The organism is Streptomyces sp. NPDC001502 (assembly GCF_042894785.1).
GTDB classification, from domain to species: Bacteria; Actinomycetota; Actinomycetes; order Streptomycetales; family Streptomycetaceae; genus Streptomyces; species Streptomyces kutzneri.
Window position 1 is genome coordinate 1 of record NZ_JBIAVW010000036.1, and the last position, 15,345, is coordinate 15,345.

Annotated in this window: 14 protein-coding genes, 1 tRNA gene and 1 pseudogene; 11 read left to right on the plus strand and 5 right to left on the minus strand. The window is 72.0% G+C overall.

Annotated features, from left to right (window positions below; translation table 11 throughout):
• Nucleotides 1-165 precede the first annotated feature (165 nt).
• The gene (locus ACFY0D_RS37750; protein ID WP_314252622.1) at nt 166-759 is read right to left on the minus strand and encodes a histidine phosphatase family protein; all 594 of its coding nucleotides are present in this window, start codon (nt 757-759) and stop codon (nt 166-168) included.
• Nucleotides 760-839: 80 nt separating this feature from the next.
• Here ACFY0D_RS37750 and ACFY0D_RS37755 point away from each other — a divergent pair, with 80 nt between their 5' ends.
• Genes ACFY0D_RS37755 through ACFY0D_RS37765 form a run of 3 tightly spaced genes read left to right on the plus strand, consistent with a single transcriptional unit; the run spans nt 840 to nt 4,971 of the window.
• A complete protein-coding gene (locus ACFY0D_RS37755) occupies nt 840-2,063 on the plus strand; it encodes a hypothetical protein (RefSeq protein ID WP_390802409.1) in 1,224 nt (407 codons plus the stop codon).
• Entirely contained in the window at nt 2,051-3,634 is a 1,584-nt protein-coding gene (locus tag ACFY0D_RS37760; RefSeq protein WP_390802410.1) for a hypothetical protein, read from the plus strand. The genes ACFY0D_RS37755 and ACFY0D_RS37760 overlap by 13 nt, the downstream gene beginning before the upstream one ends.
• A complete protein-coding gene (locus ACFY0D_RS37765; protein ID WP_390802411.1) occupies nt 3,631-4,971 on the plus strand; it encodes an AAA domain-containing protein in 1,341 nt (446 codons plus the stop codon). The genes ACFY0D_RS37760 and ACFY0D_RS37765 overlap by 4 nt, the downstream gene beginning before the upstream one ends.
• A 104-nt stretch (nt 4,972-5,075) precedes the next feature.
• Here ACFY0D_RS37765 and ACFY0D_RS37770 read toward each other — a convergent pair whose 3' ends face one another.
• Entirely contained in the window at nt 5,076-5,945 is an 870-nt protein-coding gene (locus ACFY0D_RS37770; protein WP_390802412.1) for a Rossmann-like and DUF2520 domain-containing protein, read from the minus strand.
• 192 nt (nt 5,946-6,137) lie between these two features.
• Nucleotides 6,138-6,620 (minus strand): MarR family winged helix-turn-helix transcriptional regulator, encoded by a 483-nt coding sequence (locus tag ACFY0D_RS37775; protein ID WP_390802413.1) that lies wholly within the window; start codon nt 6,618-6,620, stop codon nt 6,138-6,140.
• A gap of 115 nt (nt 6,621-6,735) precedes the next feature.
• Here ACFY0D_RS37775 and ACFY0D_RS37780 point away from each other — a divergent pair, with 115 nt between their 5' ends.
• On the plus strand, nt 6,736-7,305 hold the full coding sequence (locus tag ACFY0D_RS37780) for an NADPH-dependent FMN reductase (RefSeq protein WP_390802414.1): 570 nt from the start codon (nt 6,736-6,738) through the stop codon (nt 7,303-7,305).
• Here the strand turns inward: ACFY0D_RS37780 and ACFY0D_RS37785 are convergent.
• A complete protein-coding gene (locus tag ACFY0D_RS37785) occupies nt 7,295-8,554 on the minus strand; it encodes a M20 family metallopeptidase (protein ID WP_390802415.1) in 1,260 nt (419 codons plus the stop codon). The genes ACFY0D_RS37780 and ACFY0D_RS37785 overlap by 11 nt on opposite strands.
• Before the next feature lie 95 nt (nt 8,555-8,649).
• On the opposite strand from ACFY0D_RS37785, the gene ACFY0D_RS37790 reads away from it, so the two are divergent.
• The 6 genes and pseudogenes from ACFY0D_RS37790 (at nt 8,650) to ACFY0D_RS37815 (ending at nt 11,700) form a co-directional block, all read left to right on the plus strand.
• On the plus strand, nt 8,650-8,991 hold the full coding sequence (locus tag ACFY0D_RS37790) for a hypothetical protein (protein WP_301370906.1): 342 nt from the start codon (nt 8,650-8,652) through the stop codon (nt 8,989-8,991).
• 131 nt (nt 8,992-9,122) lie between these two features.
• Nucleotides 9,123-9,747, plus strand: a pseudogene (locus ACFY0D_RS37795) (bifunctional DNA primase/polymerase).
• Nucleotides 9,738-9,811 (plus strand) — tRNA-Lys (locus ACFY0D_RS37800). Before ACFY0D_RS37795 ends, ACFY0D_RS37800 begins: the two are co-directional and overlap by 10 nt.
• A 168-nt stretch (nt 9,812-9,979) precedes the next feature.
• Entirely contained in the window at nt 9,980-10,657 is a 678-nt protein-coding gene (locus tag ACFY0D_RS37805) for a Crp/Fnr family transcriptional regulator (protein WP_390802416.1), read from the plus strand.
• 60 nt (nt 10,658-10,717) lie between these two features.
• Nucleotides 10,718-11,308, plus strand: coding sequence for a hypothetical protein (locus ACFY0D_RS37810; RefSeq protein WP_390802417.1), 591 nt, complete (start codon nt 10,718-10,720; stop codon nt 11,306-11,308).
• 116 nt (nt 11,309-11,424) lie between these two features.
• Nucleotides 11,425-11,700 (plus strand): hypothetical protein, encoded by a 276-nt coding sequence (locus ACFY0D_RS37815; protein ID WP_390802418.1) that lies wholly within the window; start codon nt 11,425-11,427, stop codon nt 11,698-11,700.
• 97 nt (nt 11,701-11,797) lie between these two features.
• Here ACFY0D_RS37815 and ACFY0D_RS37820 read toward each other — a convergent pair whose 3' ends face one another.
• Nucleotides 11,798-13,003, minus strand: a complete 1,206-nt coding sequence (locus tag ACFY0D_RS37820) for a M6 family metalloprotease domain-containing protein (RefSeq protein ID WP_390802419.1) — start codon at nt 13,001-13,003, stop codon at nt 11,798-11,800.
• Between the two features lie 373 nt (nt 13,004-13,376).
• Here ACFY0D_RS37820 and ACFY0D_RS37825 point away from each other — a divergent pair, with 373 nt between their 5' ends.
• On the plus strand, nt 13,377-15,248 hold the full coding sequence (locus ACFY0D_RS37825) for a putative bifunctional diguanylate cyclase/phosphodiesterase (protein WP_390802420.1): 1,872 nt from the start codon (nt 13,377-13,379) through the stop codon (nt 15,246-15,248).
• Nucleotides 15,249-15,345: the final 97 nt, after the last annotated feature.

The following is a 15,345-nucleotide window of genomic DNA, read 5'->3' on the forward strand; positions in this document are numbered from 1 at the left end:
ACCCGCACGCGCCGAGCCGAGGAGACACCCCGCCCCGGCCCCCCACCCCGCCACATCCAGCCCCGCCGGCGTTTGAGGCGCGGGTCCGGGCAGCGCCCGGCAGACGGCCCGCACCGCACACCGCCGAGCCGCCCGCAGGGCACACGGCAGGCGGCTCAGCCACCGCTACGCGAGGTGACCCGTGTCGTTCCAGCGTTCCAGCGCCGGCGCGCCATAGGCCCAGCCCAGCACCGACAGGGACGTCGGCTCCAGCCGGATGCGGGCACCGAAGGAGGCTTCGAAGCCCAGCCAGCGCGCGGCCAGCGTCCGCAGGATGTGCCCGTGCGCGAAGACCAGGACGTCGCGCTCCGCCGAGCGGGCCCAGGCGACCACCTCGTCCGCGCGGGCCGCCACATCGGCGACGGACTCACCGCCCGGGACCCCGTCGCGCCAGATCAGCCAGCCCGGCCGGACGGCCTGGATCTCGGCCGGGGTCATCCCCTCGTAGTCGCCGTAGTCCCACTCCATCAGCGCGTCCCACGGCTCGGCCCGCGCGCCGAATCCCGCCAGGTCGCAGCTCTCGCTCGCGCGCACGAGCGGGCTGGTGCGGACCTCCACGCCCGGCAGCCCCCGCCACGGGTCACGGGCCAGCCGCTCGCCGAGCAGCTTCGCGCCCAGCTTGCCCTCCTCCAGCATCGGCACGTCCGTGCGTCCGGTGTGCTTGCCGAGCTGGGACCACGCCGTCTGGCCGTGGCGGGCCAGCAGGATGCGGGGGGCCATGTGAATTCTCCCGGTTCGTTCGAGGTCCGTCCATCATCCATCACCCGCTCCCACGGCCGGTTTCCGCGCCAGGTCCCCGATTGTCAGTGGCGGATGGGACACTTCCGCGGGTGAGCTCCTACCCGCCCAGCAGCCCCGCGCAGCCGACGACTCTGCGGCAGCGGCTCGCCGGTCTGCGCGGCCCCGCCGTGCCGCCCCGTCCGCTCGACGCCCGGGCGCTGGCGGCCCTCGCCGCCAATCCCGGCTGCGGCAGACGCGCCCTGCTCGACGGTGCGGGCGTGGACAAGACCGCCCTCGCCTCCGCGCTCGGCTCACCCGCCTCCTTCGGGCAGTCGCAGTTCGCCATAGTCCGCGGGAACTCCTTCGAGGCCAAGGTCAAGGGCGACGGCGGAGCCGAACTGCTGCGGCTGGTGCACGCGCACCTCGCGCCCGCCGACGAGCCTCCCGGGTCCCCCGGGGCCGGTGCCCGCGTCCCCGACCTGACCGCCGCCGGCCCCGAGGGCCGCGCCGCCCGGACCGCGCTCGCCCTGCGCGAGGCGACCGCCGCCGGCCGGGACAGCGGGGCCTGGACACTGCTGGACCACCCGATGCTCGCCCTGGAGGTGGCCGGCTCCCCCGCCTACCTGGAGCCCGACGCCGTCGTCGTCCACCCCGACGGCCGCTGGACGGTCGTGGAGATCAAGTCGTTCCCGATGATCGACGGCGCCGCCGACGCCGCGAAGGTGGGCGCCGCCGCCCGGCAGGCCGCCGTCTACGTCCTGGCCCTGGAGAAGACCGCCGCGAAACTGCCCGGCGCCGAGGTCGGGCACACCGTGCTGCTGGTCTGCCCCAAGGACTTCTCCAACCTGCCCACCGCCTCCCCCGTCGACATCCGCCGCGAGCGCTCCGTGACCCGGCGCCAGCTGGAGCGGCTGACCCGCGTCGAGGAGCTGGCCGCCGCCCTGCCCGAGGGCCTCAGCTTCGACCCGGCGACGCGGACCGCCGAGGAGCTCGCCCTGGCGGTGTCCGCCGTCGACGCCGCCTACGCCCCCGAGTGCCTGGCCGCCTGCGAGCTCGCCTTCCACTGCCGTGACCGGGCCCGCACCGCCGGCCAGGTCACTACGCTGGGCCGGTCGGTACGGGGGGAGCTGGGCGCGCTGACCACCGTCGAGGCCGCCCTCGCGGCGGCCGCCGGGGCCGGCTGCGCCGAGGATCCGACCGCTGCCGCACTGCACCGCGCCGCCCGGCTGCGCGCCGAGGCCCTGGAACTGGCCGCCGCCCGTCCGCCGCACCTTGTCCCGGAGACCCCCGCATGTCCCTGCTGAGCACCCTGGCCCGGCTGGAGGCCGTACGCGCGGGCCGCGCCCAGCCGCTCGCGACCGTGCGGCACCGCCACCTGAGCGAGCGCCCGATGGTGTTCGTGCCGCTGACCACGGCCGGTGAGGCGGGCGCCCCGCTCGGCGCCATGGTCGGCGCCGACCGGCACGCGCCGCGGGTGTTCGTGATACCCCAGCCGCGCGACCGCGACCGGCGCTGGGCCTTCCTCGCGGACCTCGCCGTGCAGGTGCTGGCCCACATCGACGCGTACGCGGACGCCGTGGAGCCGGCCGAGCGCAGCGAGACCGACCCGGAGACGGGCAAGCGGGTCAAGGTCGAGACTGAGCTGTGCGTGGACGCGCCGCAGCTGATCGTGCCGAGCCGGGCGGGCATCGAGTACGTACGGCTGCTGGGGCGCTCGATGCGGTTCCGGCGCACCGCCGAGGAGGATCCGGACAATCCGTATCCGGCGCCCTCGCAGGTGCCGATGCTCGGCCGCTGGTTCACCCACCTCGCCGAGCGCTCGCGGGTGCCCGGCTCCTCGATGCTGCTGTCGGCCACGGATCTGCTGTCCCGGCACTGGGCCACGGGCCAGAGCAATCTGGAGGACCAGCACCTGGGCGCGCTCCTGGGCTGGATCGACCCGCCCGAGGGCCGGTCGGGCGCCGAGGAGGCGCACCGGGCCGAGCTGGTCCGTGACAAGGACGGTCAGCTGCTGTGCCCGCCCGCCGGTCCGGCCACCGACCCGGCTTTCGACAACAAGCTGCTGGCTCCCGCCATCGCCCGCTACGACGCCGCGCGCACGGCCCTGGCGGCCGGGCCCGGCGATGACGACCGCCATGTCCGGGCGGCCGAGCTGGTGGTGCACCGGCTGGTCGAATCCCAGCTGTCGGGCACCTGGTGGAGGACGTGGGAGGCGATCGACCTGCTGCGCGCCCTGCCGCCGGGCGAGCGCGCGGAGGAACGCTGGACGCGTGACCGCTGGTCCTACACCGGCCACCGGGACCGTGTACGGGCGGGCGAGCCGCCGCAGCCGCGACGCGACGACGCGGTGACGGCGGCCCAGAAGCTGGCCACGCGGGAGACCGAACAGGTGCGGCTCGACGCCCAGGAGGCCTTGGACGACCCGCTGGTGATGGCGGGCCGGCGGCTGGCGGGCGAGGCCTTCGCCGGTGAGGTCACCGAGGTGGTGATGGAGTGGACGGAGTCGAAGCGGCCGAGTCCGCGCCCGCTGGTGACCGTGGTGACGGAGGACCGGCCGCAGCTGGCGGACGAGGGCGGCGGGAAGGTGTTCCGTTCGCTGGAGGGGCGCCCGCAGAGCGCGCAGTTCGTCCGCTTCGAGGAGGACGGGCGGCTGGTGCTGCGGCTCCTCGACAAGATGGGCCGGGGCCGGGATCCCGAGCCGGGGACGGTTCCGGAGAAGGGCGACCGGCTCTGCTGGACGCTCTTCGAGCACGACGCGCGCGGCGGCCCGAAACTCCCGGAGCCCGAGCAGACCCCGTGGACGCACGGTGGCCCGCCGGGATCGGCGGGCGCCCTTCCCCTGCCCGATTCCGTGACCGACGAGGACCTGCTGTGAGCACGACCGCTCCCTTCGACCCGGGCGCGGCGGCCGCCCGGGCGACCGCCGCGATCCTGGCCGACACCCTGCACGGGACCGAGCGGGGTGTGGTCGTCGATTCCCCGCCCGGAGCCGGCAAGTCCACGCTCGTGGTCCGCGCGGCCCGTGAGCTGGCCGCGGCCGGACGCCGCCTGATGGTGGTGGCGCAGACCAACGCGCAGGTCGACGATCTGGTGCTGCGTCTCGCCGAGAAGGACCCGGAGCTGAAGGTGGGCCGGCTGCACAGCAGTGACGGGGACGCCTACGACCCGGCGCTGCGCGAGCTGCCCTCGGTCACTCTGTCGGCCAAGCCGAAGGACCTGGCGGAGCTGCCGATCACCATCTCCACGGCGGCGAAGTGGGCCTTCGTCAAGGATGTCGAGCCCTGGCAGCACGCCATCGTCGACGAGGCGTACCAGATGCGCTCGGACGCGCTGCTGGCCGTGGCCGGGCTGTTCGAGCGGGCGCTGTTCGTGGGCGATCCGGGGCAGTTGGACCCGTTCAGCGTGGTCGGCGCGGAGCAGTGGGCGGGCCTGTCCTACGACCCCTCCGCCTCGGCGGTGAGCACCCTGCTGGCGCACAATCCGCAACTGCCGCAGCACCGGCTGCCGGTGTCCTGGCGGCTCCCGGCGACGGCGGCGCCGCTGGTCTCCCGCGCCTTCTACCCGTACACGCAGTTCCGCAGCGGTACGGGCCCGGGCGAGCGGCGGCTGTCGTACGGGGTGGCCTCGGACGGGTCGGGCCCGGACCGGGTACTGGACGAGGCGGCCGAGGCGGGCTGGGGCCTGCTGGAGCTGCCCGCGCGGCACACCCCGCGCACCGACCCGGAGGCGGTGCGGGCGGTGGCCCTGGTGGTCCGCCGGGCCCTGGACCGCGGGGCGGTGACCTCGGACGAGCAGTTCCCGGACCCGGCCCCGCTGACGGCGGACCGGATCGCGGTGGGCACGGCCCACCGCGACCAGGCGGCCGCGGTCCGCGCGGCGCTGGCCTCGCTCGGGGTCACGGGGGTCACGGTGGACACCGCGAACCGGCTCCAGGGCCGCGAGTACGACCTCACGGTGGTCCTCCACCCGCTGTCGGGCCGCCCGGACGCGACGGCCTTCCACCTGGAGACGGGCCGCTTGTGCGTGCTGGCTTCCCGGCACCGGCACGCGTGCGTGGTGGTGGCCCGGGCGGGCATAGCGGAGCTGCTGGACGACCATCCGTCGACGGAGCCGGTCCAGCTGGGCGTGACGGTCAAATTCCCGGACGGCTGGGAGGCGAACCACTCGGTCCTGGCCCATCTGGCCGAGCACCGCGTCTCCTGGCGGCCGTAAGGAGCACGCCGCCAGGGGCAGCGTCGACGGACGAACCGGCCGCGAAGGCTACCGGTTCAGTACAGGTCTCGATCGACGCCGGTCACACGCGACGAACACTTCCTCTATTCGGGAGCACCTTCACCCTGAAGGGCAACTAGCGCCCTCTGTAGAATGGCGGCATCATTCAACTCCTCCCGCAAAGCCATTCCGGCCGTAAAGCGAGCGAAGTCAACGTATCCGGGGATCAATTCCGGCTTCAGTTCCCGCAGGGCTTCGATGTGGGCATGAAGCGTCCCGATGTCCCCCCGCCGCACCGGACCCGTCAACGCTTGCGGGCCGAGTTCGATCGTATTCTCCAAGGAAGCGCGGAGAATGGGTGCCAGAAAACCGCCGGCATCCTCGATGCCCGCCGCCACCATCGCCTGGATCGCCACAGCGATGAGCGAAATCAGGTTATTGGCGCCGAACACCATCGCCGCGTGGTACATCGTCCGCTTGTCTTCCGCGATCCACGTGCAGCTTCCGCCGATCGCCTCCACGAAGCCCTCGGCGTACTGACGGTGTTCCGGAAGCGAGGTGATTCCGAATGGGGAGCTCGCCAGCAGATCGGCATCGTTGGGCGTTCCCGCAAAGGTCATGGCCGGGTGGCAGGCAAGAGGAACAGCCGATACCTTCCGAGCCGATTCAAGGACTTCCAGCCCGCAGCGGCCGCTCAGATGCACAACAATGTTCCCCGCCTGCAGACTCCCTGCGGCGACGATCTCTTCCGCCACTGCGGCAATCGCGTCATCGGATACCGTCAAAATGACACAATCGGCGCGCGCGGCCACTTCCTGTGGAGACAGCACCGAAACGCCGGGAACCCGCTGTTCAGCACGCGCCTTTGACGCGTCCGACCGGGCCGATACGCCCACGAGTTCATAGCCGGAGCGCTGGAAAACCTCAGCCGACGCCGCCCCCAGGCGCCCGAGGCCAATGATTCCGATTCTCATATCGCGAGCGAGTGCCACATCGATCCTTTGCGCCTCACCGCTATCAAAGAGCCTCTAGGGTGACGCCAAGTAGTGGAATATCACACAAAGCGAGCAAACCGTAGCGGTGGGCGTCTGCCCGGCGCAAGCAATCGCCGAAGAATTGGCCGAAACCGATCGCGCCCGAACCTTCACCGAGAAGAGGAGCCCGCGTCACGCCTTCCGGCGGGCGCCCAGGCGGTCGCGGAGCACCTCGCCGACCTCGGCCAGGGTGCGCAGCTGGTCCGGGGTCAGTGCGTCGATCAGGTGGCGGCGGACGGATTCCACGTGGAGCGGGGCCGCCTCCGTGATCAGGGTGACGCCGGCGTCGGTGAGGACCACCTCCGCCCCGCGGCCGTCGGTGGCCACCTCCTCGCGGCGGACGGCGCCGCGCTGCTCCATGCGGGTGAGCTGGTGGGACAGCCGGCTGCGGGACCAGCGCATCAGCTCGGCCAGGGCGCTGATGCGCATACGGTGGCCGTTCGTGGAGCCGAGTACCGACAGGACGTCGTAGTCGGCCTCGGAGAGTCCGCTGTCCTGCGTGAGGTCGCGCGCGATCTCGGCGTTGACCAGCGGGAACATCCGCCGCCACGCGTACCAGGCGTCCTGTTCGGACTCGGTGAGCCAGCGGGGCCCGGGCTCCGGTGCGGGGGTCATGTCCGCCACTCTAGCCAGGTCGGTGACACATCACTTATCTGGTTGACATGTCATTCAGATCCTGAGTTTCATTAGGTGACACATCAACAACCGCACCGAACGGGAAGTCCTCACCATGACCCGCCTGCACGTAGTCTCCGCCGCCACCCGCCCCACCTCCGCCGGCCGCCCGCTCGCCCGCTGGGTCACCGAGCAGGCCCGCGATCGGGGCGGCTTCGACGTCACCTCCGTCGACCTCGCCGAGATCGCCCTGCCCTTCCTCGACGAGCCCGAGTACGCCTCCACCGGCAACTACGCGCATCAGCACACCCGCGACTGGAGCGCCCTGGTCGACGCGGCCGACGCCTTCCTCTTCGTCCTGCCGATGTACAACGGCGGCTTCACCGCCCCCTTCAAGAACGCCATCGACTTCCTCTACAACGAGTGGAAGGGCAAGCCGGTCGGCATCGTCAGCTACAGCGCCGGCCCCACCGGCGGCGTCCCGGCCGCCGAGATGCTGCTGCCGGTCCTCACCCGCCTCGGCATGCTGCCCGCCGAGCGCTCCGTCGCGATCCCGGGCATCCCCAAGCTGCTCGGCCCCGAGGGCTTCCTGGCCCCGGAGGCGCTCGCGGGCGAGCTCGCCGGGGTCCTGGACGACGTGGCCGAACTGGCGGCGCGGCGCGCCGCCGAGGCCGTCACCGTGTGAGCAGGCTCCCCACCAGGTGGTCGTACGCGGCGTGCGCGTGCAGCCGTACGCCGGTGAGCAGCGTGTCGTCGTCGGCGTAGAAGGCGGGATGGTGGTTGCCCGCCAGCCCCCGCCCGCCCGGCACCGCGACGGGCTCGCCGGTCGCCGGGTCCAGGGCGGTGTCCTGGACGCCGAGCATCACGTACAGCCCGCCGAAGCGGGAGACCAGCTCGGATACGTCGTCGTAGCCGAGGGTGCCGCCCACCTCCACCACCCGGTCGGCGCCCGCGACCCGGGTGAGGGTGGGCAGGGCGGCCGCCACCCAGGCGGGCTCGTTGCGCACGGCGGGCACGTCCTGGAGCAGCTCCACGCGCGCGGTGCAGCCGTACGCCTGGGCCGTGTGCTCGGCGAGCACCGTCAGCCGGCGTTTGACCTCGGGCATGTCCCGTTCCTCGGCGCAGCGGACGGTGCCCCAGAGGGTGACCGTCTCGCCGATGACGTTGTACCGGCCGACGTCCTCGACGTGGCCGATGGAGACGGTCAGCGGGGAGTAGGCGGACATCTGGCGGTAGAGCTGGCCGATCCCGGTCAGCAGCGCCCCGGCGGCCGGCATGGGGTCGATGCCGTGCCAGGGTGAGGAGGCGTGCGACTGACGGCCGGTCAGCACGATGCGGACCAGGCAGGACGCGCCGTACATGGCGCCGGCCTTCCAGCCGACCCAGCCCTTGGGGTGCGGGGTGACGTGCATCCCGAAGGCCATGGTCGGCACCGGATCGGCGAAGGCTCCCTCGGCCACCATCAGCCGGGCGCCGCCCTGCTCCCCCACCGGAGGGCCCTCCTCCGCGGGCTGGAACACGAACAGCACGGTGCCGGGCAGCCGCTCCCGTACGGCGGCCAGCACGCGGGCCGCACCGAGGAGCATCGCGGTGTGGCAGTCGTGCCCACAGGCGTGCGAGGCGCCGCCGTCCGGCGCCGCGAAGTCGGCGCCGCAGCGGTCGGGTACGGGCAGGGCGTCCATGTCGGCCCGCAGAGCGGCCACCCGCGGTCCGGGCAGCCCGCCCCGCAGGACGCCGACCACCCCGTGCCCGGCAATCTGTGTCCGCACCTCGTCGAGCCCGAACGCGCGCAACTCCTCGGCGACGAGCCGTGCGGTGCCGGCCTCGCGGTTGGGAAGCTCGGGATTGCGGTGCAGATGCCGGCGCCAGCCGATCACCTGTGCGACTCCCTCGCCACTGAGCCTGTCGATCTGCGCGTGCATCTCATCGGCCATACGGGTGTTCTAGCCCATCGTGCAGGGGTCTTGCGCGGCGTTGGACAATGGACGGTGGCCCGGAATCACTTCGCACGCGCAGCAGGAGGACACGCATGGCAGAGCCCGAGCGGACCGAGCGGCGGCTGCGGCCGGCGCCTCTGCTCTTCGAGCCCTCGGAGGCCGTGGCGGACCCGGAGCACTTCTTCGACCTGGAGTCGATCGAGGACCCGCGGGAGCTGCTGGCCCGTGCGACCGAGCTGACGCTGGCCTTCCGGGCCGCGCAGGAGCGGGCGGTGGAGTTCCAGGCGCTGGCGGCGGCCCAGCTGGCGGATCCCCGCCGGTTCGACCGGCTCTCACCGGCCCTGATCGCCGAGCAGGCGGAGTGGACGGAGGACTACGCCCGCAAGATGATCGAATTCGGCGAAAGCCTCCAGCGCGGCGCGGGTACGCCGTAGGCCGCGGAGGGGCTGGACAGCCGGCCCCGCCCGGCGTGCGAGGAGCGCACCATACTCCGGTGACAGCCCCGCCGTCCCCGTTTTCGGTAACTCGCGGATACTGTTTCGCTACGGCGGGTAGACAGTGGCATATGACGACGCTGACGAAGGCTCCCGGCTGCACCGCCCTCCACGCGCGCGGCGAGCAGACCCGCACCGCACCCGCCACCCACGTCACACCCCAGGGGGCCGCCTGGCTCACCTCCGCGGCCGCCCACCCCCGGCGCACCCTCGCGGTGTGGGAGGCGCGGCCCGGGCTGCCCGCCACGCTGCCCTGCGGTGACCCCTTCGACGTCGTCAACGTCCCGCTCGTCCTCGGGCGCCGCATCCTCGACCTGCTGTGGGCCGAGGGTCCCGGTTCCGGGCCGGTCGCCGTGCACCGCGGCCGGATGCTGCTCTTCGCCGCCCCCGGTACCGCGCACCGGCTGCCCGCCCTGCTGGCGTGGGAGGAGCGGGGCGGCTCCCGTACCGCCCCGGCGCCGCTGTGCCACGGCCGCGGCGACGCCGTCACCGTGCCGCCGCTGGCCGCCACGCCCGGACAGTCCCGGTGGCTGGTGGCTCCTGACGCGCGCGAGCCCTGGCTTCCCGGGCCCGAGGCCCTGCTCTGGGCCTTCGTACGGGCGGCCCGCAGCCCCGCACCGACCGGACCTGGGGATATCGATTTTTCGTTCCGTGGATCCTCCTGCTAATGTCTTCCTCGTCAGCAAGCGCCGCTAGCTCAGTTGGTTAGAGCAGCTGACTCTTAATCAGCGGGTCCGGGGTTCGAGTCCCTGGCGGCGCACAGCGAGGCAAACGTCAAAGGCCGCTCTTCCTTCGGGAAGGGCGGCCTTCGGCGTTCCCGGGGCTCGGTGGCGGCGAGGGGCCGGGGCGGACCTCCGGGAGCCCGCATGATCGGATCGAGTTGTGGTCTACGTTGTACGGGTCGCGCGCACCAACCGAGGAAGCACTCATGACTGGCAAGAGCGATCTGTGGGAGGCCCTGGCCGGTGAGCATGCGGCCGCCCTTCTGGGCCTTGGTGTCCAGGTCCGGTACGCGGCCGGAGACGTGATCCTGCGCGAGCACGAGCCGTCGTCGCACGCGGTCCTGCTGCGGGAGGGCATCGCCAAGGTCGTGGTCACCGCGGAGACGGGCCATGAGGTCATCCTGGGGCTCCGCGAAGGCCCCGACATCGTGGGCGAGATGGCGGCACTGGACGGACAGCCGCGGTCCGCCTCGGTGATCGCGAAGACCGACGTCATGACGACCATCGTCACCGCCGCTCAGCTCAACCGCTTCCTGGAGAAGCACCCGGAGGTCCTGCGCTCCTTGGTGCGCATCCTGATGACCCGTCTGCGCCAGTCGGACCAGGCCCGTTTGGACATGGCGTCACAGACCGTTCTGCGGCGGATCGCGGCGCAGCTCGTCGTCCTCGCAGAGCAGCTCGGCACCCCCTCGGGCGGCCCGGATTCCCCGTCGCTGACCTTGCCCGTCACCCAGAGCGAGCTGGCGGCGATGATCGGGGCGTCCCGCGAGGCCGTCGCCAAGGCCCTGAACCTGCTGCGCAAGCACGACATGGTCACCACCAGCCGCGGCCGGATCGCCGTCATCGATCTTCCGGCCCTGCAGGTACTGGCCGACGACAACTGACCAGACTGGTAATTTTCACACTTCTTCTGTGTAGGACTGACGGTGTGTTAGCGTAACCGTATGCACATGCCCGTGCGCAAGACCTTCCTGGGCCTCGACATCGTGGGCTTCACCCGATCCGATCGCACCGACAGCGCCTGTCTGACGATGCGACGGGTCCTGTACGGCGCCCTGGCCGCCGGGCTCCGGAAGGCAGAGATCCCACCTGCGGCCTGCGAGATGCTCGACCGCGGGGACGGCATCATGAGCCTCCTCGATGCCGTCGTCGAACCCGGCCTGGTCGTCGACACCGTCGTGCCGGCGCTGGCCGCGGCGCTCCACGACCACAACGCGACGGCCGCACGCCAGGAGCAGATACAGCTGCGCGCCGTCCTGCACACGGGAGTGACGCTCCAGGACGAGAGGGGCCATGTCGGCAGGGACATCAGCCATGCCTTCCGGCTCCTGGACGCTCCCGAGCTCCGGCTCGCCCTGGCCGGTGGCCGCGGCGAACTCGTCCTGGCGGTGACCGATGCGACCTGGCTCCGGCTGGGGCCGGATCAGCGCCGCCTGCCCCTCGGCCCGTTCCGTCGCACTCAGCTCAGCACGAAGGAAGCCGCCGTTCAGGCCTGGGTGGCGATCGTGTCGCCCGGCCCGCTTCCGGCCGGCTGACCGCACTCCGCTCTCCGCTCTCCGCTCGTTCCGCACGGCGGGTGTGCTGCGCCCCGGCCAAGGAAACGCAGCCCACCTCACCGCTCAGTCACGCCCAGAGATGAGGACACGACGTCATGGACACTACCCCGACCTGGCCGGACGGCCGCCCCCACGACGAGCAGCGGCCGGAGCCGCAGTCCGGCTGGCGGATGGCTTCCCTGCCCGTACCGCTTCCCCGCAACGCGACGAAGGCCGTCGCCCATTACCGGGGCATGGCACCCGCCGGCCTCGCCGTCTACATCCCGTTCGGCGATGTCCACGGTGAGAACCTCTGGGCGCTCGTGATCGTGATCGCCATCCTGGTGGTGGCGGACATCGCCGTCACCTGGCGGCGCGCCGCCCCCGCATAGCCCGCTGGGGGGCAGCGCACCGACGGAAGAAGGCCTCCCATGCGCGTGGGGGGCCTTCTTCGTCGTCCCGCGGAGCGCCCGGCAGAGCGCCCGGCGGTCACGTCGTGATCTTCACCGTGTACGCGCCCGACCGGGTGCGGTCCGCCACCTCGATGGTGATCCGCTCCCCCGGCACCGTGTACGTCTCGCCCACCTCCAGCGGCGCGTCCGCCAGCGGCGGGTACACCGAGCGGTCCCAGCACGCCTCCGTCGACGGGTGCGCGTCCAGCACCTCGATCGGGCCGCCGCCCGACGAGGCCTCGTTGCGCACCCGGTAGACCAGGACGCCCTCCGTGCAGGTGTCCCCGTCGTTGCCGGCGGAGCCCCGCGCCTCGACGGCGATCGCGCTGCCGGGGCCCGTACGGATCACCGCGAGCCTGGTGCCGCCCGTTCCGCCGCTCGGCGGGGCCTGGGCCAGCGGCTGCAGGGTGTGCAGCGAGGAGCCCGACTGCACGCAGTCGACCTGGGAGGCGTCCAGCCAGCCCAGCTTCCACTTGTGCCACGCGAAGAGGTCCGGGGCCATGCCGAACTGGCTGCCCATGACGTCCCAGTCCCCGACGTACGTGTCCCAGTCGCCCTTGCCGTCCGTGGGCCGGTGGTAGAGGTCGGGCAGGTCGAAGACGTGCCCGGTCTCGTGGGCCAGCACGTTGCGGTCCGGCGGGTGGCGCTCGAAGACGGTGACGATCCGCCGCAGTTCCGTGCCGTCCGCGACGATCGGGTTCTCGAAGTTGACGACCTTCGTGGCGTCGGAGTCCACGCCGGGCGCGTCCGGGTCGGCGACGAAGTAGACGACGTCGTACTTGCGGAAGTCCACCTGGGCGTCGGCGGTGGCGACCGCGTCCCGCAGGTAGGAGGCCCGGTCCCCGGCGGCCCAGTCCCGCTTTATCCCGTACGCGGTGGACGGCTTGGGCATCTGGATCCACTGCTTCTGCGGGTGCGGAACCAGCCGGAACCGCCCGTACGAGGCCTGCTCGAAGAAGTCGCTGGTGGCGGGGAAGTAGTCGCCGACGATCTCCTCGGTCTTCAGGGCGCTGCGGTGGTCGGGGAAGGAGAGGAAGACCATGACGGCGTTGAGCGTGCGCTCGGGTTTGGGGAAGGCGCCGTTCCAGGTGTCCAGGCCGAGGGAGTGGTGCGCCGAGGTGCGGGTCAGCGCACAAGGCGCGGATCCCGAGTCGGCCACCGCGGGACCGGCGACGAGCGACATGGCGGCGAGCGCCGTCAGGGAGGTGAGCGCCGCGGCGGTACTTCGGATGGAGCGTTCCACTCCCCCGGGTGTCTGCTGTCGCGTCACATCGACCTCCGGTGGTGGATTCGTGCCTGTTCATCCACCTTGAGGCGATTGTCTTACTAATGCCCTGTTCCGCTGCCCCACACGAGTGAGTAATACGGCAAGTCGGTGACCCTCGAACTTCACGCCTCTGCCTACAGAACGTCACGACCGATCACCTGAGATCAGCAGGAGCCCCCGCATGTTCAGAGCCGCGCAGAAACGATCGCCCGGTCTTTCGCCGCCGATCCGTCATCACGCCGAACTGAACCGTCTCAACCGGTGGCGCCGCTGGATAGGGCCTCCCGGCAGCCTCTATGATCGGCACACTTTCCTGCGCGGACACTCACGAACACTGCGGGAGCCAACGGTGAGCGGAACCTCAGAAGGAACCGGTTCGGCGGCCGACAGCATCCGATCGGCCATTACGGAGCGTCACCCGGCAGTGCCGGCAGTGCCGTCGGCATCGGCCACCCAGGCCGCGCCGGCGCCGTCGCACCGCGCCGACTCCGACCTGCGCGACTACCGGGCCGCCTTCAACGCGGCCCACCTCGCCATGGCCGTCGTCGACCGTGAGGGCTACGTGGTCGCCGCCAACCAGGCCTTCGCCGGGCTGCTCGGCAGCGAGCCGCACACGCTCATCCACCGGTCCGCCGCCGACCTGGTCGACCTGGCCGCGGAGGCCCGCACCTGGGCCGCGTACCAGGAGGTGCTCCGCGGCCGGCAGGCCCGCCTGCGCTGCACCCGCCGCCTCAAGCACCCCGACGGGCACTCGCTCTGGACCGAGGTCACGCTCGGACCCGTCCCCGGCACCGGGGACGTCCTGCTGTCGGTGGCCGACATCAGCGACCGCCGCGACCTCCAGGCCCGCCTGCGCCACCTCCAGATGCACGACCCGGTCACACGCCTGCCGAACCGCGCCCTGTTCTTCGAGCGGCTCTCCTCCGCCCTGGAGGCCGCCTCGTACGAACACGGCGGCGGCACCGGCCGGATCGGGCTGTGCTACCTGGACCTCGACGGGTTCAAGGCCGTCAACGACACCCTCGGCCACCGGGTCGGCGACCGGCTGCTGACCGCCGTCGCCGCCCGGCTCACCCAGTGCGCCGACCAGTCCGGCTACGGGCGCACCGGCGGGCACCTGGTCGCGCGCCTCGGCGGCGACGAGTTCGCCCTGCTGGTCGAGGACTCCACCGGCACCGAACAGCTCGCCGACCTGGCGCGGAGCGTGCTGGCCGCCGTACAGGAACCTTTCGACCTGGCCGGGCAGCGGCTGTCCGTCTCCGCCTCGATCGGGGTCGTGGAGCGGGCGGCGGCCGGCACCTCGGCGACCGGCCTGATGCAGGCCGCCGACACGACCCTGTACTGGGCCAAGGCGGACGGCAAGGCCCGCTGGACCCTGTTCGACCCGGAGCGCAACGCGCACCGGATGACCCGCCAGGCGCTCTCCTCCACGCTCCGACCGGCCGTGGAACGGGGGGAGTTCGAGCTGGAGTACCAGCCGCTGGTGGACCTGGAGAGCGGCGCGGTGCGCGGGGTCGAGGCCCTGGTGCGCTGGAACCACCCGCAATTCGGCACACTTACGCCGAATCGGTTCATCGGGATCGCCGAAGAGGACGGTTCCATCGTCCAGTTGGGACAGTGGGTGCTGCGGACCGCCTGCCGGCAGGCCCGCCGCTGGCAGATCGAACAGCCCAGCGACTCCCCCGTGTTCGTGTCGGTGAACGTCGCCGTCCGGCAGGTCTGGGACTCGGACCTGGTCGGCGACGTCGCGGAGATCCTGGCCGAGACGGGCCTCGCCCCACAGCTGCTGCAGCTGGAGCTGACCGAGTCGGCGGTGATGGGCTCGGCCGGGCGTCCCCTCCAGGCCCTTCAGGCACTCAGCGACATGGGCGTGCGGATCGCGATCGACGATTTCGGCACCGGCTACTCGAACCTCGCCTACCTCAGCAGGCTTCCTGTATCAGTTCTGAAACTGGACGGTTCGTTCGTCAAGGGATTCCGCTACGAGGAGGGCACGCACCCGAACCCGGCCGACGAGACGATCGTCGAAGCCCTGGTCCAGCTCGCCCACCGGCTCGGGCTGACGGTGACCGCCGAATGCGTGGAGACCGCGGGGCAGGCCGCGCGGCTGCGGCGCGTCGGCTGCGACACGGGCCAGGGCTGGCTCTACTCGCGGGCGGTGGCCCCGGAGCGGATCGCCGAGATGATCGGCACCAGGCCGGGTGCGGACAACCGCCTCTAGCGGCATTCCACTTCCTGGTTCTACGGTCACTTTGATGCCATTTGCGCGTTTGGACAGACCGAAAACCCCTTGGAACGATCACCGGGCAAAGGCTTTT